This window comes from Streptococcus sp. 27098_8_99 (assembly GCF_041431935.1).
Classification (GTDB): domain Bacteria; phylum Bacillota; class Bacilli; order Lactobacillales; family Streptococcaceae; genus Streptococcus; species Streptococcus parasanguinis_D.
Map to the genome: position 1 here is coordinate 18465 of NZ_JAPVYQ010000016.1, position 19742 is coordinate 38206.

General features: G+C 42.5%; 18 protein-coding genes. 3 read left to right on the forward strand and 15 right to left on the reverse strand.

The genetic code is table 11. From position 1 onward, the window contains the following. Window positions 1-261: 261 nt before the first annotated feature. The 5 genes from O3605_RS08855 to O3605_RS08875 form a co-directional block, all read right to left on the reverse strand. The gene (locus O3605_RS08855) at window positions 262-1716 is read right to left on the reverse strand and encodes a glycoside hydrolase family 32 protein (RefSeq protein WP_155198944.1); all 1455 of its coding nucleotides are present in this window, start codon (window positions 1714-1716) and stop codon (window positions 262-264) included. Between the two features lie 9 nt (window positions 1717-1725). After that, complete coding sequence (locus O3605_RS08860) at window positions 1726-2601, reverse strand: NAD(P)H-hydrate dehydratase (RefSeq protein WP_049497044.1); 876 nt, start codon at window positions 2599-2601, stop codon at window positions 1726-1728. Window positions 2602-2653: 52 nt separating this feature from the next. Next, the gene (locus tag O3605_RS08865; protein ID WP_371585948.1) at window positions 2654-3427 is read right to left on the reverse strand and encodes an HAD-IIB family hydrolase; all 774 of its coding nucleotides are present in this window, start codon (window positions 3425-3427) and stop codon (window positions 2654-2656) included. 13 nt (window positions 3428-3440) lie between these two features. Continuing rightward, the gene (locus O3605_RS08870) at window positions 3441-4295 is read right to left on the reverse strand and encodes a bifunctional methylenetetrahydrofolate dehydrogenase/methenyltetrahydrofolate cyclohydrolase (protein WP_173018720.1); all 855 of its coding nucleotides are present in this window, start codon (window positions 4293-4295) and stop codon (window positions 3441-3443) included. A gap of 165 nt (window positions 4296-4460) precedes the next feature. After that, complete coding sequence (locus O3605_RS08875; RefSeq protein ID WP_049497037.1) at window positions 4461-4691, reverse strand: DUF1797 family protein; 231 nt, start codon at window positions 4689-4691, stop codon at window positions 4461-4463. A gap of 248 nt (window positions 4692-4939) precedes the next feature. On the opposite strand from O3605_RS08875, the gene O3605_RS08880 reads away from it, so the two are divergent. From O3605_RS08880 to O3605_RS08890, 3 genes are all read left to right on the forward strand, one after another. After that, window positions 4940-7198, forward strand: a complete 2259-nt coding sequence (locus O3605_RS08880) for an ATP-dependent Clp protease ATP-binding subunit (RefSeq protein ID WP_151191023.1) — start codon at window positions 4940-4942, stop codon at window positions 7196-7198. 264 nt (window positions 7199-7462) lie between these two features. Beyond that, window positions 7463-7912, forward strand: coding sequence for an NUDIX hydrolase (locus tag O3605_RS08885; RefSeq protein ID WP_155198941.1), 450 nt, complete (start codon window positions 7463-7465; stop codon window positions 7910-7912). Between the two features lie 67 nt (window positions 7913-7979). After that, entirely contained in the window at window positions 7980-8282 is a 303-nt protein-coding gene (locus O3605_RS08890) for a DUF1827 family protein (protein WP_049498372.1), read from the forward strand. A 102-nt stretch (window positions 8283-8384) separates the two neighbouring features. Here O3605_RS08890 and ileS read toward each other — a convergent pair whose 3' ends face one another. The 10 genes from ileS to O3605_RS08940 all read right to left on the reverse strand — a co-directional run bounded on the left by ileS (window position 8385) and on the right by O3605_RS08940 (window position 19741). Then, complete coding sequence (gene ileS / locus O3605_RS08895; RefSeq protein WP_350007752.1) at window positions 8385-11177, reverse strand: isoleucine--tRNA ligase; 2793 nt, start codon at window positions 11175-11177, stop codon at window positions 8385-8387. A gap of 252 nt (window positions 11178-11429) precedes the next feature. Continuing rightward, on the reverse strand, window positions 11430-12257 hold the full coding sequence (locus O3605_RS08900; RefSeq protein ID WP_049498368.1) for a DivIVA domain-containing protein: 828 nt from the start codon (window positions 12255-12257) through the stop codon (window positions 11430-11432). Between the two features lie 9 nt (window positions 12258-12266). Further along, entirely contained in the window at window positions 12267-13058 is a 792-nt protein-coding gene (locus O3605_RS08905; protein ID WP_080979003.1) for a YlmH family RNA-binding protein, read from the reverse strand. A gap of 6 nt (window positions 13059-13064) precedes the next feature. Then, window positions 13065-13328 carry a YggT family protein gene (locus O3605_RS08910; protein ID WP_070505285.1) on the reverse strand — a complete coding sequence of 88 codons (264 nt, stop codon included), beginning with the start codon at window positions 13326-13328 and terminating at the stop codon, window positions 13065-13067. A gap of 1 nt (window position 13329) precedes the next feature. Then, the gene (locus tag O3605_RS08915) at window positions 13330-13959 is read right to left on the reverse strand and encodes a cell division protein SepF (protein ID WP_049498364.1); all 630 of its coding nucleotides are present in this window, start codon (window positions 13957-13959) and stop codon (window positions 13330-13332) included. 9 nt (window positions 13960-13968) lie between these two features. After that, window positions 13969-14637, reverse strand: coding sequence for a YggS family pyridoxal phosphate-dependent enzyme (locus tag O3605_RS08920; RefSeq protein ID WP_049498363.1), 669 nt, complete (start codon window positions 14635-14637; stop codon window positions 13969-13971). A gap of 2 nt (window positions 14638-14639) precedes the next feature. Continuing rightward, complete coding sequence (gene ftsZ / locus O3605_RS08925) at window positions 14640-15905, reverse strand: cell division protein FtsZ (RefSeq protein ID WP_049498361.1); 1266 nt, start codon at window positions 15903-15905, stop codon at window positions 14640-14642. A 15-nt stretch (window positions 15906-15920) separates the two neighbouring features. Then, the gene (ftsA, locus tag O3605_RS08930; protein WP_049498360.1) at window positions 15921-17309 is read right to left on the reverse strand and encodes a cell division protein FtsA; all 1389 of its coding nucleotides are present in this window, start codon (window positions 17307-17309) and stop codon (window positions 15921-15923) included. A gap of 142 nt (window positions 17310-17451) precedes the next feature. Continuing rightward, window positions 17452-18675, reverse strand: a complete 1224-nt coding sequence (locus tag O3605_RS08935; RefSeq protein WP_070505286.1) for a cell division protein FtsQ/DivIB — start codon at window positions 18673-18675, stop codon at window positions 17452-17454. After that, on the reverse strand, window positions 18659-19741 hold the full coding sequence (locus O3605_RS08940) for a UDP-N-acetylglucosamine--N-acetylmuramyl-(pentapeptide) pyrophosphoryl-undecaprenol N-acetylglucosamine transferase (protein WP_049498356.1): 1083 nt from the start codon (window positions 19739-19741) through the stop codon (window positions 18659-18661). The genes O3605_RS08935 and O3605_RS08940 overlap by 17 nt, the downstream gene beginning before the upstream one ends. Window position 19742: the final 1 nt, after the last annotated feature.

Below are 19742 nucleotides of genomic sequence, written 5' to 3' on the forward strand. Positions count from 1 at the left end.
AGCCTCATTTTATTCAAGTTACCCTCTACTTGTCTGTTTAACACCAGCTTCCCTATTTTTCACACTTCTCTAACCGTTCAATAAAGGAGCTAAGAAGCGCTTGAGGTTCCCCTTCATTTGGATAGGCATAGCTAATATAGAAGACTGTTTTTTCCTCTTCAACCAGCGGAATTTTGACAAGATTTGGATATTCTGGAAAAAGAGTCAGATCGGTCATGAGGCCAATTCCCAAATTTTCTTCTTTAGGAGGCTATTGATTTCCTATTTTTGATAGGTTTTCACGACCCAATTGACCCCTTCATCTGCCGTGAGAGTATAGACGGGATTCTTAGTCGTTTCATAAAAGGTCATCGAGAGAGTTTTGCCATCCACGAATACTTCGATGGAGTTGGTATCGCGAATGATCGAAAAATGATGATCCTTTTCAGCATTTAACTGAATCCATCTCGATTGAAATACTGGATTTTCTTTTCCAGAAATGGGGTGCCCAAATTGGTCTCGACTTAAGCTAAAGCGTTTTTGAGAGGCGTCGTAAACCAATTGCAAGACACTATCAGGATCGGTTTCATCGCCATATCCAAGGATAAACGAGCGACCCGGTTTGGCATCTAGCTCAAACAAGGTTTGTTTCCCTCTAGCCGGAATCGTGATCTGATTACCTTTAACAATGGTTTCAGAGGCATGCTCTACAAAAAAGTGTTCGTTCACTGACTCAGGTAACTCCTGAACCAATCGTCCGTCTTTCAGAGACAATTTTCTTGGAAGAGTCATACTACCTGCCCACCCATGAGCTAAATCATGACTGGGGATAGACCGGTGCCACATTTGCATCCAGGCAACCAGGTATCGTTCACCATTTGGTCCTTGACAAGTTTGAGGGGCATAGAAATCCAAACCGCCATCCATTTCATCATAGGAATCGACATGAAAGTGCCCTGTTTCCCAATTCATGTCACCGATAAAGGCAACCGTCGAATTTATGTTCCAGTATTTTTCTTGCTGCCTTTCCATTTCAATGGGAGACAGGATCAAGACCCATTTGCCATCTAAAGGGAAGAAATCGGGACACTCCCACATAATCCCTTGCCCTTTTTCACCTTCTAGAAGGAGTGATGTAAAGGTCCAATCTATTAGATTACTTGATGCAAATAGAAGAATTTGACCTCTGTCATCTGGCGTCTTAGAAGCAACGACAGCGTAATAGCTTCCTTGATATTCAAATACTTTAGGATCACGAAAATCTGCAATATCTGCGATCCCCTCAATATGTTGAGCATGGATCACTGGATTAGTAGGCAACTTTTCAAAGGTAATGCCATCTGTCGAAACCGCAAGACACTGAGTCTCCTCGCGCTTTTCCTCATCGTCTACATGACCCGTATACAGCAAATAGAGCTTGTCATCTTTCACAATAGCACTACCCGAGAAGCAGCCATCCTTATCATAGCTTTCACTTGGTGCTAAAGCTACTGGCAATTCTTCCCAATGGAGAAGATCTTTTGATTTGGCATGCCCCCAATGCATGGGACCCCAAACACTATCATAGGGATAGAATTGGTAAAACAAATGATATTCCCCACGGAAGTAAACAAAACCATTTGGATCGTTCATCCAGCCGATTGGAGGTAGCAAATGAAATGCTCCTCTATATTGCTGGTCAACCTTCTCCCTGTTTTCATCGATATACTGATTTACTTTTCGAATGCTTTCCTTCATCTTTTTCACCTATTTTCTATTTTCAATGCTGATAACCTGATCTTTGTCACTCCACTTCTTCATCCATTTGGGGATTTCTTGGCTGATGGTCGTCGGTAGAACCACATAAGCCTCCTTGCTCAAGTCTTCTGCAATGGCTGAATGGAGATAGGTCGCAACCACCACGCGCTCATAGAGACTGACCTGTGGAAATTGACCCGCAAACCCTGCGATCATCCCTGCCAAGGTATCCCCCATCCCACCTGTTGCTTGATAGGGGCCTCCAACATCTAGCTGATAGCCCTCTTCTTGCCCACTTGTCCAAATGCGGGTGTGAGGCCCTTTTTCTACAATGACAGTTCCTTTAGGAAAACTTTGAACCGCTTCTCGGCTTCTATCTTCAGTCTGGCTTGCTAGATCAATCCCTGACAGTTTTTCCCATTCTTTTTGATGAGGGGTAAAGACCAACTGAGCCTCTGGCAGGTCAAACTGAGAGGCTGCAAAAAGACTAATAGCTCCTCCATCTAAGATCAAGACCTGCTGGCTAGAGACTTGTTCAAAAATCATATTCAAGATTGCATGGTTTTCTCTTGCTTCCTTTAAGCCTGGACCGACAAGAATCACACCGGCTTTTTGAATTTGCTCACAAAGGAGTTGGTGATCGGCTAGATCAAAGCCCATAGCTTCAGGAAGATGGCTATGAAGGGCTGTCAGATTATCAGGATCTGTTGCGATAGTGACCAACCCCGCACCACTATGAACCGCAGCAAACGCCGCCATAATAATAGCTCCCCCATAGGGGTAAGTCCCGCCAACCAAGAGCAGGCGACCAAAATCGCCCTTATAAGATCTTGCCTCTCGCTTCACAATGACACGCTGAATCTCATCTTTTTGAATTGTTTTCATACCTTCCTCATTTCTAGCGAAAAAGGAGAAGCCACGACTCCCCCTCCTTCTTTTATTTTCCTCTAAATTCTGCGAAGACTTGCAAGATCTTAGCAGCCACAGCTTGTGGCTGATTTTGTTTGGCCACTAATTGATCATCCGCATAAGGCTGAAGGGCTGGAAAATCACCAATCTGAACTGCATAAAGAGCTTTTTCAAAGAGCTCGATATCATTTTGATCATTGCCAAAAGCCACGAAATTCTCTCCACAGAGTTCTTCTACCGTTGTCGCTTTATGCGTGTCTGCTGGATTGAGATAGATGCATTTTTCATGCGCATGATAGCGGATATGGGCCTTATCTGTCTTTTCGATCCGCCCGATAATCTCATCCACGAGCTCCTCATGGCCACCCATATAGATCACGACCTTAATCGGATCTGTCAGCTCCTCTAACGAACGATACTGGGCTTTCTTGAGAGGGTCTACATTAGCAACAAAAGGAATCTTTTCCAAAATCTGTCCGCTATAATCAAAGGTATCATCCACAAAAAATGGTAGATTGTAATGGCGGCAAAAGCCAAGGACTTCACGATACACATCCTTGTCCAATTGTTCCTCATATACCAATTGCCCCTGACGATAGGCCAATCCACCATTTAAGCCAATCACGAGTTGCTGACTCAATGGGTCCCCTAAAAGGCCCAAGCAGTCCCGGTAAGAACGTGCAGAAGCAAAGGCAACTTCATGGCCAAATTCTTCTGCTCTCAATAAGACCTGTTTGATTTCATCATCGATAGTGACACCATCGAATGACAGGGTTCCATCTAAATCAAATACAAACTTCATCTTGTTCACACTTTCATTTTTTTAAGGCAAGAACAGCTGCTTCGTAGGTCTGCTCCATCAGCATGGTGACGGTCATAGGACCAACCCCTCCTGGTACCGGAGTAATATGACTGGCCAAAGGGGCAACGGATTCAAAATCGACATCCCCACACAATTTGCCATTCTCATCGCGATTCATTCCAACGTCAATGACGACGGCACCTTCTTTCACGAAGTTTGCTGTTACAAATTTCGCACGACCGATCGCAACAACCAAGATATCTGCTCTTCTAGCAATTTTAGGCAGATGATGGGTCCGAGAATGGGTCAAGGTTACCGTCGCATTTTTGGCGAGGAGCAACTGTGCCATTGGTTTTCCAACGATATTGGAACGACCAATCACGACTGCTCGCTTCCCTTCTAGATCAATCCCGTACTCTTTGAACATCTCCATGATCCCAGCGGGAGTTGAAGGCACCATGAGAGGATTTCCAGCCCACAAGCGTCCCATATTCAATGGATGAAAGCCATCCACATCTTTTGTCGGATCAATGGCTAAAAGGACTGCATCCGCATCGATATGCTTAGGCAGTGGCAACTGCACCAAAATCCCATGCCAAAGGGGATCTTGATTGTAGTGTTCGATCACTTCTAATAATTCAGCTTGGCTGATGCTTTCAGGAAGTCGTCTCACTTCACTCCGAAAGCCTGCCGCAATAGCAGAACGTTCTTTATTACGGACATAAACCTGACTAGCTGGATTCTCTCCTACTAAAATCACAACGAGTCCAGGCACAACTCCTGTCTCTTCTTTTAATCGTGCTGTTTTATTCGCAATCTCACCCTGTAATTTTGTAGCGAGCGCCTTCCCATCAATGAGTGTCGTCATATCAATTCTCTTTCTAGTCAAGTAATGAAAATAGTCCTCTCTATTATAGCAGATTTCAACTCTCAAACCTAACTGTTCCTATTTAGAATTTCCTATAGACGAAAACTATAACCAGATGGACAAAAAATGAGCTTGAGACCACCCCAAACTCATCCACTCAGCTACTTAGTAAAGTAATTCATAAATTTCCATTGCAATTAAATCAATGCTATCAAATGTATAGGTTTCACGCGCTTTGACATCACGAAGTGTAAAGGTTGAACCTTCTTCTTCATTGTGGTTGTAGGCTACTTCAGCGACAACAACACCGTTACGTTCAAAATTACGTTTTAAGTTTCCACCGTCTTTTGTCATCGTCTCCAAACGGTTGATAATCCGTACTAAATGTGATTCCATTTTATTTCTCCTCTTTACTTTCTACTCTCCTATTTTATCATAAAAGAGAAAGCTCTTCCAATAAAAATTCACATTTTTCCATTGATTTACTCTCTTCTTCACTCCTGAGCGACATTCCGTAGCAAATTCTTGCAAACTTCTAGAATACTGATATAATGAAACTATAAAACTTTGACTATTTTTGACCTTTTAAAAATAGGCTCGTCTCTTGATGGAAAACCATCAAAAACCTACTGTGAGGTATGTATATGCTTTGTCAAAATTGTAAAATAAATGAATCAACCATCCATTTATATACAAATGTAAATGGACGTCAGCAGCAAGTAGACCTCTGTCAAAATTGCTATAAAATTATGAAAACAGACCCAAATAACAGCTTCTTGAAAGGCATGACCCAACGGAGCCAACTGACTGGAGATCCTTTTGAAGATTTCTTCAATAACCTTGGAAACTTCCAAAGTCCGCAAGAACCTCAAACTCCTCCAACTCAATCTGGAGGCAGTTATGGAGGTGGCGGCTACGGCCAAAACAATAACCGTGGTGGTGGTCAAGACCCTCGTCAAGCACGCCCTCAAAAGCCAAAAGGACTGTTAGAAGAGTTCGGCATCAATGTCACAGAAATTGCCCGCAAAGGGGATATTGACCCTGTCATTGGCCGTGACGAGGAGATTATCCGTGTCATCGAAATTCTCAACCGTCGAACCAAGAACAATCCGGTTCTGATTGGAGAACCTGGGGTCGGAAAGACTGCTGTTGTGGAAGGCCTGGCTCAAAAAATCGTCGATGGCGACGTTCCACATAAATTGCAAGGAAAAGAAGTCATCCGCCTAGACGTCGTCAGCCTCGTTCAGGGCACAGGCATCCGTGGTCAATTCGAAGAACGCATGCAAAAATTAATGGATGAAATTCGTCAACGCGAAGATGTGATTTTGTTCATCGACGAAATCCATGAAATTGTTGGCGCAGGATCAGCTGGTGAGGGCAATATGGACGCTGGAAATATCCTCAAACCAGCCTTGGCGCGTGGAGAACTCCAATTAGTCGGTGCTACTACCCTCAATGAATACCGTATCATTGAAAAAGATGCGGCCTTGGAACGTAGGATGCAGCCTGTTAAAGTCGATGAGCCAACGGTTGAAGAAACCATCACCATCCTCAAGGGTATCCAGAAAAAATACGAAGACTACCACCACGTCCACTATACAGACGGAGCTATCGAAGCAGCAGCTATTCTTTCAAACCGCTACATCCAAGATCGCTTCCTGCCAGACAAGGCCATTGATTTGTTGGATGAAGCGGGGTCTAAGATGAACCTGACTCTGAACTTTGTGGATCCAAAAGTGATTGATCAGCGCTTGATTGAAGCTGAAAACCTCAAAGCTCAAGCAACCCGCGAAGAAGACTTTGAAAAAGCAGCCTACTTCCGTGACCAAATCGCGAAATACAAGGAAATGCAAGGTCAACATGTCACCGATCAGGAAACCCCTGTCATCAGCGAAAAAACTATTGAACACATCGTTGAACAAAAGACTAATATTCCTGTTGGCGATTTGAAAGAAAAAGAACAGTCTCAATTAATCAATCTGGCTTCTGATTTGAAAGCTCATGTGATCGGTCAAGATGATGCAGTAGATAAAATTGCAAAAGCCATTCGACGCAATCGTGTCGGCCTAGGATCGCCTAACCGTCCGATCGGAAGCTTCCTCTTTGTCGGACCAACCGGTGTCGGGAAGACCGAACTGTCTAAACAATTGGCGATCGAGCTCTTTGGCTCTGCAGATAATATGATCCGCTTTGATATGAGTGAATACATGGAAAAACATAGCGTAGCGAAACTAGTCGGAGCTCCTCCGGGCTATGTGGGCTACGATGAAGCTGGACAACTAACTGAAAAAGTCCGTCGCAATCCTTACTCCCTCGTGTTGTTGGATGAAGTGGAAAAAGCCCATCCAGACGTCATGCACATGTTTTTGCAAGTCTTGGATGATGGCCGTTTGACAGATGGTCAAGGCCGGACCGTCAGCTTTAAAGATACCATTATCATCATGACCTCTAATGCTGGAACCGGCAAAGCTGAGGCCAATGTTGGTTTTGGAGCTGCTCGCGAAGGTCGAACCAACTCTGTACTTGGAGAACTCGGTAACTTCTTTAGCCCTGAATTCATGAACCGTTTTGATGGCATCATTGAATTCCAACCTCTATCAAAAGAAAACCTTCTTCAAATCGTTACCCTCATGCTCGATGAAGTCAATCAACGTCTCGCACAAAATGAGATTCATCTGGATGTGACAGAGAAGGTCAAAGAAAAATTGGTCGATCTGGGATACGATCCAAAAATGGGGGCCCGCCCACTCCGTCGTACCATCCAAGACCATATCGAAGATGCCATTACCGATTATTACCTGGAACATCCAAGTGAAAAACAACTCAAAGCCGTCATGACCAGCAATGGGAATATTAGCATCAAAGCTGTTCACAAGACGGCCGAAAAGAAGTCAGAATCATAATCAGTAAATGTACATTCAGAGAGTGGGACAGAAATCGGTAATTCGTTAGAATTCGATTTCGTCGTCCCACCTCCGCACAGTTGAGTAGGGCTGTAAAAACTGATGAAATCAGCGTAGTAGAGCCCACTCAACCACTGCGTCTTGATCGACAATCCAAAAACAATTAAGAGGCTAGGACTTTTTTCCCACTCTCTTTCTTTTTTCCCTCCAGATTTTTGCTAAAAAATATGTTATAATGATGAAAAAATAAGAAAAGAGAAAAGCATGACCATTCCTAGTTTTGGTGATAAGAAACAAGACGTTACCTACGTCAATCGCTATGGTGTCTACGCTGTTATTCCCAATAAGGACAAGGATCAGATCATCCTCGTTCAAGCTCCAAATGGGGCTTGGTTCTTACCTGGCGGGGAAATCGAGGCAGGTGAAGATCACTTGCAAGCTCTGAAACGGGAACTGATCGAAGAATTAGGCTTTACCGCTGTTTTAGGGCAATACTATGGCCAAGCAGATGAGTATTTCTATTCCAGTCATCGCGACACCTACTACTACAATCCTGCCTATATTTATGAAGTGGTATACTATACAGAGGCTCAAAAACCACTGGAAGATTTTAACAATCTTGCTTGGTTTCCTGTAGATGAAGCTATTGAAAAACTTAAACGTGGCAGTCACAAATGGGGCATTGAACAGTGGAAAAATACCCACAAAAAATAAAGGAATTCTTTCACAAAAAATAAAAAAGCGCTATAATAAATGAAGATAGAGGTTAGGAGGAACTCATATGAAGCTCATTAATACCACAAATAGTCATGCTGCACTGGTCAAAAGCCAACTTGCCAGCACTGACGCCTTGCTTGTCGAGGTTTATTCTGCGGGCAATACCGATGTTGTTTTTACACAGGCCCCAACACACTATGAATTATTGATCAGTAACAAACACCGAGCTATTCGTGAAACTGAAGTAGAAAAAATTCGTGAGTTCTTTTTAAAACGTAAGATTGATCTTCAAATCATTGACCAATCCACTATTAAAACCCTCTACTCCGATAAACTAATTGAAATTTCCTTTCCAATTACAAAGTAAGGCCAATTTGCCTTACTTTTTTTATTTCCTTAATGGATGAATCTCTACACCATTCTAGCCATTAAAAAAGAAGTTCCTTTATGGAACTTCTAATAATGGCTCTTATTTAGCTTCAAATCCTTCTGCGACTGCGTCCGCAAAGTTCTCTTCGACGATGCTTGCACAGTGATCACAGATGGTTGCGTGGTAGTGACGTTCAGCCGTTGTTGGATCGATGCGACGGCAACGGTCACAAACTTCACCAGTTGCACGTTCAACTGTGAAGGCTACATCTTCAAAGGTAACTGCACCTTCTGGAGCTGGGCCTTCTGCGATAGTTAATTCAGAAACAATCAAGAGTTGGGCAACATTGCTATCTACAGCTCCAAGAAGGGTTTTCACAACTTCATTTGGATAAACTGTCAAATGAGCTTCAAGTGATTTACCAATCACTTTTTCATTCCGCGCTTCTTCCAAGGCTTTTTGCGCTTGACCACGGAAGTCCATGAAGGCTGACCAAGTATCCAAGATTTCTTCTTGGTTGGCAAACGTTTCTGCTTCTGGCAATTCTGACAATTGAACGAAGTCTTCCGCTTCAAACTCAAGATAGGACCAGATTTCTTCAGCAGTGTGAGGAAGAATTGGCGTCAAGAGTTTCGTGATTTTCACCAAAATATCATAGAAGACCGTTTGCATTTGACGGCGTTCAAGTGATTTAGCTCCTTCGATGTATACAACATCCTTGGCAAAATCCAAGTAGAAGGCAGACAAATCAACGTTGATAAAGTTAACTAGCGCCTTGTAGATCGTCAAGAACTCAAAGTTTTCATAAGCATCACGGATAGTCTTGACAAGCTGGTTAAAGCGAATCGTCATGTACTTGTCAACTGAACGAAGCTCGTCGTAAGCAACTGTATCCTCAGCCGGGTTAAAGTCAGAAGTGTTCGCGATCAAGAAACGAAGAGTATTCCGGATCTTACGGTAAGTCTCAGAAACTTGACTCAAGATATCCATTGAGATACGCACGTCATTACTTGAGTCTACACTGGTTACCCAGAGACGCAAGATTTCAGCACCAAATTGCTTTTCAACATCACTTGGAGCAATGGTATTTCCAAGAGATTTAGACATCTTCTCACCTTTACCATCCAAAGCGAAACCTTGAGATAAGATTTGTTTGTATGGTGCAACACCATGGTTCGCCACAGATGTGATAAGAGATGAGTTGAACCAACCACGGTATTGGTCTGAACCTTCAAGGTAAAGATCAGCTGGGTATTTGAGTTCTGGACGATTAACCACAACCCCATTCCATGATGAACCTGAGTCAAACCAGACGTCCATGATATCTGTTTCTTTTGTAAATTCGCCATTCGGTGAACCTGGATGCGTAAATCCTTCTGGCAAGAGGTCTTTCGTTTCACGCTGCCACCAAATGATCGAACCATGCTCTTCAAAGAGTTGAGCTACATGTTCGATGGTTTCAGCTGTCATGATTGGTGTTCCGTCTTCTGCATAGAAGATTGGAAGGGGCACACCCCAGGCACGTTGACGAGAGATGACCCAGTCACCACGGTCACGAATCATGTTATAAAGACGCACTTTCCCCCATTCTGAGTGGAATTTCACTTTTTCAATTTCGTCCAAGATATCTTGACGGAATTTTGATACAGAAGCGAACCACTGTGGAACTGCACGCCAGATGATTGGTTTTTTCGTCCGCCAGTCAAATGGGTAGGAGTGAGAGATTTCTTCTTGAGCAAGAAGCAAATCTCCAAGTTTCTCAATAACAGTTGGTACAACCTTGTCGTAGAACTGACCTGCAAAATCAGGACCAGCATTCTCCATCATAATACCGCGTTCGTTAACCGTAACAAAGACTTCCAAACCATTGGCAACACCGACATTGTAGTCGTCCTCACCAAAACCAGGGGCTGTATGGACGATACCTGTACCAGAATCTGTTGTAACGTGGTCACCAAGAATAACGAGCTCATCTACAGCAGTGTCCCATGGGTGCTCTGTCACGATTTGGTTCAATTCTGAACCGCGATAAGTCGCCAAAACTTGAACATCAGCCCAACCGAATTTCTCAGATAAGCTGTTCAACAATTCTGAAGCGACAACAAATTTACGAGTTTCACCGGCTGGTTGCACCAATACATAATCAATATCTGCACCAACAGTCAAACCACGAGAAGCAGTGATAGTAAATGGAGTTGTTGTCCAGACAACGATGTAAGTGTCTGTATCTAGGACACCCTTACCATCTTTAACCTTGTTGGCATAGTAAAGGGAAGTAGAAACCAAATCATGGTATTCAATTTCCGCTTCAGCAAGGGCTGATTCAGAAGACCAAGACCAGTAAACTGGCTTAGCTCCACGGTAGATATAGCCCTTGTTAGCCATCTCACCAAAGACGCGGATTTGCGCTGCTTCATAGTCAGGCGTCAAGGTTACATAAGGATGATCCCAATCACCTGAAACACCCAAGCGTTTAAAGTCTTCGCGTTGTTTATCTACTTGAGAAAGAGCGTATTCACGGCAGAGTTTCAGATACTCAACCAAGTCCATTTCTTTACGTTTCACACCTTGTTTAGCCAAGACTTGCTCAATTGGCAAACCATGGGTATCCCAACCTGGGATGTACGGTGCATAAAAACCTGACATAGACTTAGAACGAACAATGATATCTTTTGAAATCTTGTTCATAGCATGTCCTACGTGAATGTTTCCGTTGGCATAGGGAGGGCCATCATGAAGGGTAAAATGCGGTTTCCCTTCATTCAACACTTGACGGCGTTGATAGAGTTTTGCATCTTCCCATTCCTTTTGCCAAACGGGCTCTTTCGTTGGAAGACCAGCCCGCATTGGAAAGGCTGTTTTCCCAAGATTCAATGTTTCTTTAAGTTTCATTGTGTCTCCTTATTGATTTAAAAGCTATAAAAAAACACGAGCATCCTAAAAAGGACGATTGCTCGTGGTACCACCTTTGTTCGAGAAGTCGCAAGCGACCTTCTCCTCTCATCCCGTAACGAGGGAAACGTCCGTTCTTACTCAAAGGTTCAGAACGAATACTGTAAAAGGATCATCCATTAAGAGGGAGTGCAGATCTTCCACCATCATCTGCTCGCTAGACCTATCATTAATGGACCTGTTTTTACAAAATTATAAAATATTGACAGATTCACGTCTTACATCATCTTCAGGTTGAACAGTTTCTTCAACCGCAACAACTTCTTCATTTTCATGACGAGCGTGCTCTGCTTCTTCTAAAGCGGATTGAACTTTTTCATTCAAACCTTCAAACGCTTGTGTTGCACCCAATTCTAAATTAGCAGCTTCGATGCGTTTTTGCAATTCTTCGATTTCAGCTGGAGAGAATTGACGAGTCAAATCAATGTTATCATCTTCTGCATGATGATGGTGAACTGATTCACCCAAAGCTTTCTCCACAATTTCACGGAAAGCTTCATCACTTGTTTGAATGTACATAGCTGTTGGACGAAGAATTTCATCCCATTCAGGTGTATCGATAATGCTCAATTGGCTTTCGATTGTTGATTTCAAACGTTGATGGAAGACGCGTGTCTTGTTCTTCAATTCCTCTGTTTCAACGGCAACCTTCTTGGCATTATCCGTTGCATGACGAAGGATTTCATTTGCTTTTTGTTTTGCTTCATCTACTAAGTGTTGTGCATCTTGTTCAGCTTGACGAACAATATTTTCAGAACGTTCGTTAGCGGCTTGTTTCACACGTTCCGCAGTATCTTGTGCAATCAAAACAGATTGACTCAATGAATCTTTCATTTCATCAAAATAGTTTAAGCGTTCTTCAAGAGCTTGAATTTTTGCTTCTTGATCATGATTTAAACGAACAAGATCTTCATAATCGCGAACAACGATATCTAGAAATTCTTCTACTTCGTTCGCATCATACCCTCTAAATTTAACGCCAAAAGTTTTATCTTTAATTTCTAAAGCAGTAAGAGCCATAACTCCTCCTCATTTTTTACTTAAGAGTACTTCAACAGTTACTTTATATTTTCCACTCTTTGAAATACCATTTTCAGAAACAATTTTAAGACGCCCAAAGCGTCGGACACTAACTAAATCATTCAGACCTACAGCATAGCTAACATTGGAAGTAGTCGCATAGTTAACTTTCACTAGACCAGAACTAATCAACTGACTAGCTTGTGAGCGCGAAAGCTTGAAGGTCCCAGCAATCACCTTGTCTAACCGATAACTCGACACGAGAATATCTCGCTGCTGGCTTTCTTCCTCTATGATCATTTGTTCAGATAGAGGAACTTCCCTCAGCTTAACAGGTACCCGAGAAATTTTCTGGATGTGATCCATGAAATAGGGAACAAAACGCTGTTCAACAAATACTTGGATCTTTCCATCACTCGTCAGAATATCTCCAAAGGACTTGCGCTCCACACCCAATTGGTGAACAATGGTCCCCAGTACCTGGGAATGGGTCAAGTGATGAAATTTTGAAGCATAGACCATTTCCAATAGGGCCAGATCAAAGTCACTTGGATCCAATTGGTAATAATCCGGAGCAACAATAACCTTGGCATACTCCATTTTCTGCTCATCACTGGAAGCAAAGACCTGTAATTGGTAGCTTGCCGCAACATTTCGTAAAATAGTGACCTGATGAGGGTTTAAAAAACCCGTCACCTCAACAGAATAGCGTTCCACCACTCTTTCAGACAATTCAATACAGCGATCAATGAATTCGTGATCTTCGCGATTGAAATGTTGATAAATCTCTGTCTGTCCCATCATATTCTATCCAATCAAAAATAGGAACAAGCGGGCTAATAACTGATTCATCAAGTTCAAGACCAAAAGTGCTACTAGAACTGTAAAATCCAAGCCCCCAAACTGCAATGGTAACTTTCTAAAAAGGCTCAAAAATGGTTCAACTAGGCGGTGAACCATTTGTCCAAGAGTACTCTGAGGTGCCCCAGGGAACCAAGATAGTAAGGCATAGATGACAAGAATGATGGAATAGATTTGAATGATATTTGATAAGTATTGAAAGATAATCATCTTAACGATTACGTTTCATATCATAGTCAAATTCTGTCACTTCCACATCATTTGGAAGGCGGATATCTTCAATGTTAACGACTACATTAATTGGAGTCAACAAGTACATGGTACTTGCAACACGACGAAGATTTCCTGCTAAAACATAACGAGCCCCATCCAAATAATCTAAACAACGACGTGCTTGTACTTCTGTCATATATTGGAAGTCAATCAAGATACTCTCATTAGATAGTAATAGATCAACAATTTCAGTCGCTTCCTCGTATTTGCGGGGATAGCGTACATCAATGGTAATCTTTTCATCTGTATTCGCACGATTAGCAGCCAATTCACGTTGACGTTCATGCAAGCGAGTAATATTTTCAGATGTATTTTTCGTTGTTGGAACAGGTTCCTTCACTGCCGCTGTAGACACTGGAGTCGTAACATGTGCGACAGGAGTCGGTTTTGGTTTTACTGGTTCTCTTTGACTAATCTGTGGACGTGGAGAAGTCACTTGAGGAGTCGGCTGTGGCTGTGGAACTGGTTGAGTTTCCGCCCCAGCTGCTTTTGCCTCGCGAACTTCTACTTCTTCACCGTCTTCTGTGAAGTAGTCAATAAAGTTGTTAAATTTATCTTTTAATGACATAGTTCTTTCCTATTTAAAAAATGATGTCCCAATTCTAACATAAGTCGCTCCGTTCGCAATGGCTACTTCAAAGTCACGACTCATACCCATACTTAGTTCTGAAAAAGGCATATTTTTTAATTGTTTCTTTTCTAGTTGTTTCTGAAGTTGGTGAGTTTTTGAAAAAATATCCTGCAACTCTTTTTGACTAGCCTCAAAAGGAGCCATCGTCATTAAACCAACAATTTCAATTTTGTCCAGCTGTGCGATTTCCGCTAAAACATCATCCAGTTCATCGGGTGCAAATCCATGCTTACTTTCTTCACCAGAAATGTTCACTTGGAGGAAACACTTGATCGGGTGTTCTGCTCGCTTTTGAATTTCTTGAGCCAGTTTCACCGAATCCAAGGCATGAAAGTAATCGACGAGATTAATCACATCTTTTACTTTCCGCCGTTGGAGGCTCCCAATCAAGTGCCAAGTGAGATCATACTCTTTTAGAGCTTGATACTTTTCTAGGAATTTATCGACACGATTTTCACCGATATGTTGGATACCTGTTTTCACCAGTGCTTCTGTTGTAGCAACATCCACATACTTGGTGATAGCTATCACATTAACTTGATCTTGACGGTTAGCTTTGTTTCTTGCTGTTTCTACTTGTTGCCGAACAAGATCAGCATTCTCTACCAGATTCATGATTAACGATTCCGGAAGAATGGTGGTGTTTCCAATTCATCATCATCTGAAGATGAATCTACGTAACGATCAACTTGATGTGTTGATGTTGGTTCAGTTTGGCGGGCGATATTCTCACGACGAATATCCCAATCACCAAAGGCTGAGCCACGGTTTGGTTCTACCGCTGGACGACTTGGAGTTGTTGGCAATTCAACATCTTGTTTCAAATCAAATTCACGGTCAAATGGTGCAGCTTGTGGGCGTTGTTCACGTGGTCCTGTTTTATAAGGACGTTGTGAGGAAGCAATTCCGCTAACGCGTTCTACCTTGTCTTGACGGACACCAGTTGCAACAACCGTCACGCGGATTTCATCTTTAAGAGATTCATCAATAGATGTACCCAACCAGATATTCACTCCGTGACCTGCAGCTTGGTTCACAATTTCTGAAGCTTCTTCAGCTTCGATCAATGTCATATCCAAACCACCTGTTACGTTGACGATCACGTCTTCTGCACCATCAATTGTAGTTTCAAGAAGTGGAGAGTAAATGGCTTTACGAGCCGCTTCGATAACGCGTTCTTCACCGCTACCAACACCAATACCCATGAGGGCATTCCCTTTGTTTTCCATAACAGTCTTCACGTCTGCAAAGTCAAGGTTGATCAATCCAGGACTTGTGATCAAGTCAGTGATCCCTTGAACACCTTGACGAAGAACGTTATCTGCTTCACTCAAAGCTTCAAGAAGCGGTGTCTTCTTGTCTACAATTTCAAGCAAGTTGTTATTAGAAATAATCAACAATGTATCTACATGTTCGCGAAGTTCGTTGATCCCTTCTATAGCGAAGTTGCCACGTTTTGAACCTTCAAACCCGAATGGACGAGTCACAACGGCTACTGTCAAAGCACCTACAGCTTTGGCAATACGAGCGATGACTGGTGCAGCACCTGTACCAGATCCTCCACCCATCCCTGCAGTGATGAAGACCATGTCTGCACCTTGCAAAGCTTCTGTTAACACTTCTTCGCTTTCTTCAGCTGCCTTACGACCAACTTCAGGTTGACCTCCAGCACCCAATCCACGAGTCAATTTTGGACCCAATTGGATAACTGTTTCAGCTTTTGCACTTGAAAGTGCTTGAACATCTGTATTAGCCGCGATGAATTCTACACCGGCAACGCCTTCGTCAATCATACGATTGATGGCGTTACCGCCACCGCCACCGACACCGATTACTTTAATTACTGCACCTTGTGCCGCTGCTGTGTCAAATGAAAATGTCATAAATACTTACACTCCTTAATCAAACATATTACCGATCAAATTTTTCATTCGGTCTGTGAATGTAGCTTTTGGTTCTTGTTTGCTATCATTGCTTGCTGCTGGAATTTCTCGAGCATCCACTGGAGATTCAATCTTCTCAGCATTGTATGCAGGTACTACCGGTTGTGCTGGAGCAGCAGGTTGTGGTTGTACTTGTGGTTGCACTGGACGATCAAATTGAATCGGTTGTTGACGCAAGACTTCGTCTCCATGAACCGCAGCTTGAGCAATAATATCCACATCTGTCAAATTGCCTGCATATTCAGACAAGCTAATTACATGGGCAAAAGCTGGATTGCGAATTCCAATTTGATTTGGAACAAACAATTTCACATTTACACCAAAGACTTCTTGAGCCAATTCCTCAACACCAGGAAGGATCGCTCCTCCACCGATAATCACAATTCCACCAGGAAGATCCAACAGATGTCTTCTCTCAAGGTCTTGCTTGATTTGCTCAAAGATGTGTTTGATACGTGCTGAAATGATTTCAGCCAAGTACTTCTCAGTCACTTCAACTGGCTCTACTTCACCGATGACTTCTACATGGAAGACTTCGTTTCCAGCAGATGGCACATAGGCTTCACCATAGTTGAACTTCAAGCCTTCTGCCAATTTTTGAGAAGTTTTCAATACTTTAGAAATATCTTTGGTAACATAATCGCCACCTTCTTGGTAGATATTTGTAAATTGAAGTTCTTGGCTACGAACAGATGCCACCGTTGTTTGGCCACCACCCATATCGATCACCGTTGCTCCGAATTCACGTTCGCCTTCATTCAAGACTGTTTTGATCATCGCAAGCGGTGAAATGATGATGTTTTCAACTTGTAAGCCTGCACGTTCAACAGTTTTACGCAAATTGTGCAAGATTGTACGAGGTCCTGTATAAAGAAGGCCACGCATTTCAAGTCGGATCCCCATCATTCCGCGTGGATCGCGGATTCCTTGGAAACCATCAACTGTGAATTCCTCAGGAATGAAGGTGATTACTTCACGATCCGGTGTCATACTTTTTGTGAGTGCAGATTTGACAACATTTTCAACATCTGCATCTGTGATTTCTTTCGAATCACTTGTGACTGGAATCATTCCTTGAGTTGCTTCGATTTGTAGTAAGTTTGCAGGCAACCCAACATTGACTAGATTGATTGAAATCCCTGCTTTTTCTTCAGCTTGGCTGATTGCATTTTTAATTGCATTTGAAGCAGCTTCGATATCTACTATAATTCCATCTTTGACGCCAGCACTTTTTGCATTGCTGACTCCAATTACATTCATTTCTCCATTGACATGTTCTGCCACCAATACTTTTATTGAACTAGTACCGATATCTAAACCTGTAAAAAAGCCGTCTCTAGCCATTACACCAGTCCTCTCTCTTTATTTGTTTTCACTTTACATCTATTTATAGCCCTTTTAGTTGGAACTATCCAAACTTCATTATATCACAAAGAAGCCTAAAATGGACATTTTTTCTTCAATTATTTGAGATAATTTATGGGCTTTACTCATTCCCAGAAGAATTTTCTCCTTCTGGATTCTGTTCTTGATTCTGTTCTTGGCTTGCTTCCTCAGAATGTTCTTCTTGCTTTTCTGTACTTTCAGCCTTTTCTTTTTCAGCTTGCTCTTTGGCATCTGCGATGGATTGTTCACTATAGCTGAAGACTCCAGCCTCCATATCAATGGTGGAATCATCGTCTAATTGCTTACTGATCGCCTTATAATAAGGAAGCTTGCGGGTAATTTGGGAAACAGGCACCAAGATTTTATTATCGTTTTTCATGGTGATGGTCACCAGATCCTTGGTGACCTTACTCGGTGTCAGATCAACCGAAACAATTTTATCAGTAATGGAAGAAGAAATAGACTTCATTTCTTGGACAAATTGTCTAACCAATTCTCGATCTGAGAATTTTAAGCTAATATAGGAGGACGGCAATTCCGAAGCTGGAGTTACTGTCTCCACTACTTCTCCATTTTCCAATACTGGATAGTGGTCTTCTCCGGTCACATAATAGGCAACCACTTTGTGTTCCACGATATTGACTTTAAAAGTCACAGGAAATTGATAATGCATGTGAACCTCTTTGATCCATGGACTAGCCGTTTTCATATTTTGTTCATAGACCGATTTATGAAGGAAGGTCGTCAGAGTATAATCTTCCTCTTTGATGCGACTTTTTTCATACAAGAGTTGCTGATCAACCGCTTTGTTCCCTGAAAATTCAATCACTTTCTGTGTGGATAAGGGGCTTAAAAAGTAGATTGAGAGAAGGGCGACAATCAAGCTGATTCCGATAACCGGAAGGGCACGATAGATATGGCGTTTTGCCACCGTCGGTTCCTTCTTTGGTTTTTTCGTCTTTAAGCCTTTAAAAAATGAAGGCTTTTTCTCTTGTTTCTCTGAAGGATTTAGCTCCTTTACAGCCGGATCATCCTCTTCTCCTTCTGAACTTTCTCCATCCGCATCTGGATCCTCTTCGGCCTCAGATTCATCTTCCTCTTCAGACTCTTCTATTTCTTCAGATTCTTCCTCTGAGACGGAAGCTGTTTCTTTTTCTGAAAGGTCTTCGTCTTCTTTTGCTTCTTCGCTTTCAATTTTCTCTGTCTCAGCTTCTTCCGCTTTTTCAAGCGCTTTTTTTTCTAAATATTCTTTGTTTCTTTTTTGCCAGGCTGACAATTCTGTAACTTTGTCATCCGTTGGCGTTTTTTTATTGTCGTCCGTCATCTTTTCCCTTACTGATATCTTTTTGAAGCAGGCCATAAAAATCGTCTAGTGAAAGGAGTTCTGTCGATTTTTCCATTGCTTGGTGGTAGACTTGGCTTTGCTTCAACATTTCTTGAATGGTTTCATTAAAGGTTTCGAGCGTTAATTGATCTTCCTGCAATTGCTCTGCATAACCTTTATCCACAAAATATTGGGCATTTTCAATCTGATCGCCACGGCTGGCTTCTTTTCCTAGCGGTACGATCAGGTGGAGTTTGTTCATGGCTAAGAGTTCAAATAAGGTATTGGCTCCACCCCTAGTCACCACTAAATCAGCCTTCTGGAGCATGGGCAAATACTGATCGGTTACATAATCCACTCGATACAAGCCACCCTCAGCCTGATTCAATGTTAAATCGCCCGTCAAATTGATGATATTGTAGTGCTGCAAGAGCTCTGCTTTGTGCTCTGTCACAAATTCATTAAAGACACGCGCACCGGCTGATCCTCCGACAAAGAGAAGGGTCGGCAAGTCTTTTCGGAAACCTTTTGTTTTTTCTTCTAATTCTTCAGAAGTTGTCGGAATATGATCTGTAACCTTGGTTACTGCACCGATATGCGCACTCTTTGTCAAACCATGTGCTTGCTCAAAAGTTGTGTACATCTTGGTGGCGAATTTATAAGAAATTTTATTGGCCAATCCCATCGAGAGATCGGACTCATGGATATAGACAGGGACACGCGTGAATCTAGCTGCGATCACTGGTGGCACAGAGACAAATCCCCCTTTTGAGAAGAGAACTTGTGGACGCACACGAAGCAGGATTGCAATGGACTGGAGCGTTCCCCAAGCCACCTTGAACACATCCATCATATTTTGGAAAGAGAAATAGCGGCGCAATTTCCCCGTTGCAATTGAATGGAAGCGCACGTCTAAGCCAGACTTTTTTATCTCTTGGTATTCGATTCCTTTTTTGTCCCCAATATAATGGACTTCCCATCCATCTTCGATAAATTTTGGAATCAAGAGGAGATTAAGGGTCACATGTCCCACGGTTCCCCCACCAGTAAACATTATTTTTTTCATC

Excerpts from the sequence above, each read along its gene's own strand:
- O3605_RS08900 (WP_049498368.1), bottom strand. The coding sequence starts at position 12,257 with ATGGCTCTTACTGCTTTAGAAATTAAAGATAAAACTTTTGGCGTTAAA.
- O3605_RS08865 (WP_371585948.1), bottom strand. The coding sequence starts at position 3,427 with ATGAAGTTTGTATTTGATTTAGATGGAACCCTGTCATTCGATGGTGTC.
- O3605_RS08875 (WP_049497037.1), bottom strand. The coding sequence starts at position 4,691 with ATGGAATCACATTTAGTACGGATTATCAACCGTTTGGAGACGATGACA.
- O3605_RS08870 (WP_173018720.1), bottom strand. The coding sequence starts at position 4,295 with ATGACGACACTCATTGATGGGAAGGCGCTCGCTACAAAATTACAGGGT.
- O3605_RS08910 (WP_070505285.1), bottom strand. The coding sequence starts at position 13,328 with ATGATTATCTTTCAATACTTATCAAATATCATTCAAATCTATTCCATC.
- O3605_RS08905 (WP_080979003.1), bottom strand. The coding sequence starts at position 13,058 with ATGGGACAGACAGAGATTTATCAACATTTCAATCGCGAAGATCACGAA.
- ftsA (WP_049498360.1), bottom strand. The coding sequence starts at position 17,309 with ATGGCTAGAGACGGCTTTTTTACAGGTTTAGATATCGGTACTAGTTCA.
- O3605_RS08855 (WP_155198944.1), bottom strand. The coding sequence starts at position 1,716 with ATGAAGGAAAGCATTCGAAAAGTAAATCAGTATATCGATGAAAACAGG.
- O3605_RS08880 (WP_151191023.1), top strand. The coding sequence starts at position 4,940 with ATGCTTTGTCAAAATTGTAAAATAAATGAATCAACCATCCATTTATAT.
- ftsZ (WP_049498361.1), bottom strand. The coding sequence starts at position 15,905 with ATGACATTTTCATTTGACACAGCAGCGGCACAAGGTGCAGTAATTAAA.
- O3605_RS08860 (WP_049497044.1), bottom strand. The coding sequence starts at position 2,601 with ATGAAAACAATTCAAAAAGATGAGATTCAGCGTGTCATTGTGAAGCGA.
- O3605_RS08935 (WP_070505286.1), bottom strand. The coding sequence starts at position 18,675 with ATGACGGACGACAATAAAAAAACGCCAACGGATGACAAAGTTACAGAA.
- O3605_RS08940 (WP_049498356.1), bottom strand. The coding sequence starts at position 19,741 with ATGAAAAAAATAATGTTTACTGGTGGGGGAACCGTGGGACATGTGACC.
- O3605_RS08890 (WP_049498372.1), top strand. The coding sequence starts at position 7,980 with ATGAAGCTCATTAATACCACAAATAGTCATGCTGCACTGGTCAAAAGC.
- O3605_RS08920 (WP_049498363.1), bottom strand. The coding sequence starts at position 14,637 with ATGAATCTGGTAGAGAATGCTGATCTTGTTCGGCAACAAGTAGAAACA.
- O3605_RS08885 (WP_155198941.1), top strand. The coding sequence starts at position 7,463 with ATGACCATTCCTAGTTTTGGTGATAAGAAACAAGACGTTACCTACGTC.
- O3605_RS08915 (WP_049498364.1), bottom strand. The coding sequence starts at position 13,959 with ATGTCATTAAAAGATAAATTTAACAACTTTATTGACTACTTCACAGAA.
- ileS (WP_350007752.1), bottom strand. The coding sequence starts at position 11,177 with ATGAAACTTAAAGAAACATTGAATCTTGGGAAAACAGCCTTTCCAATG.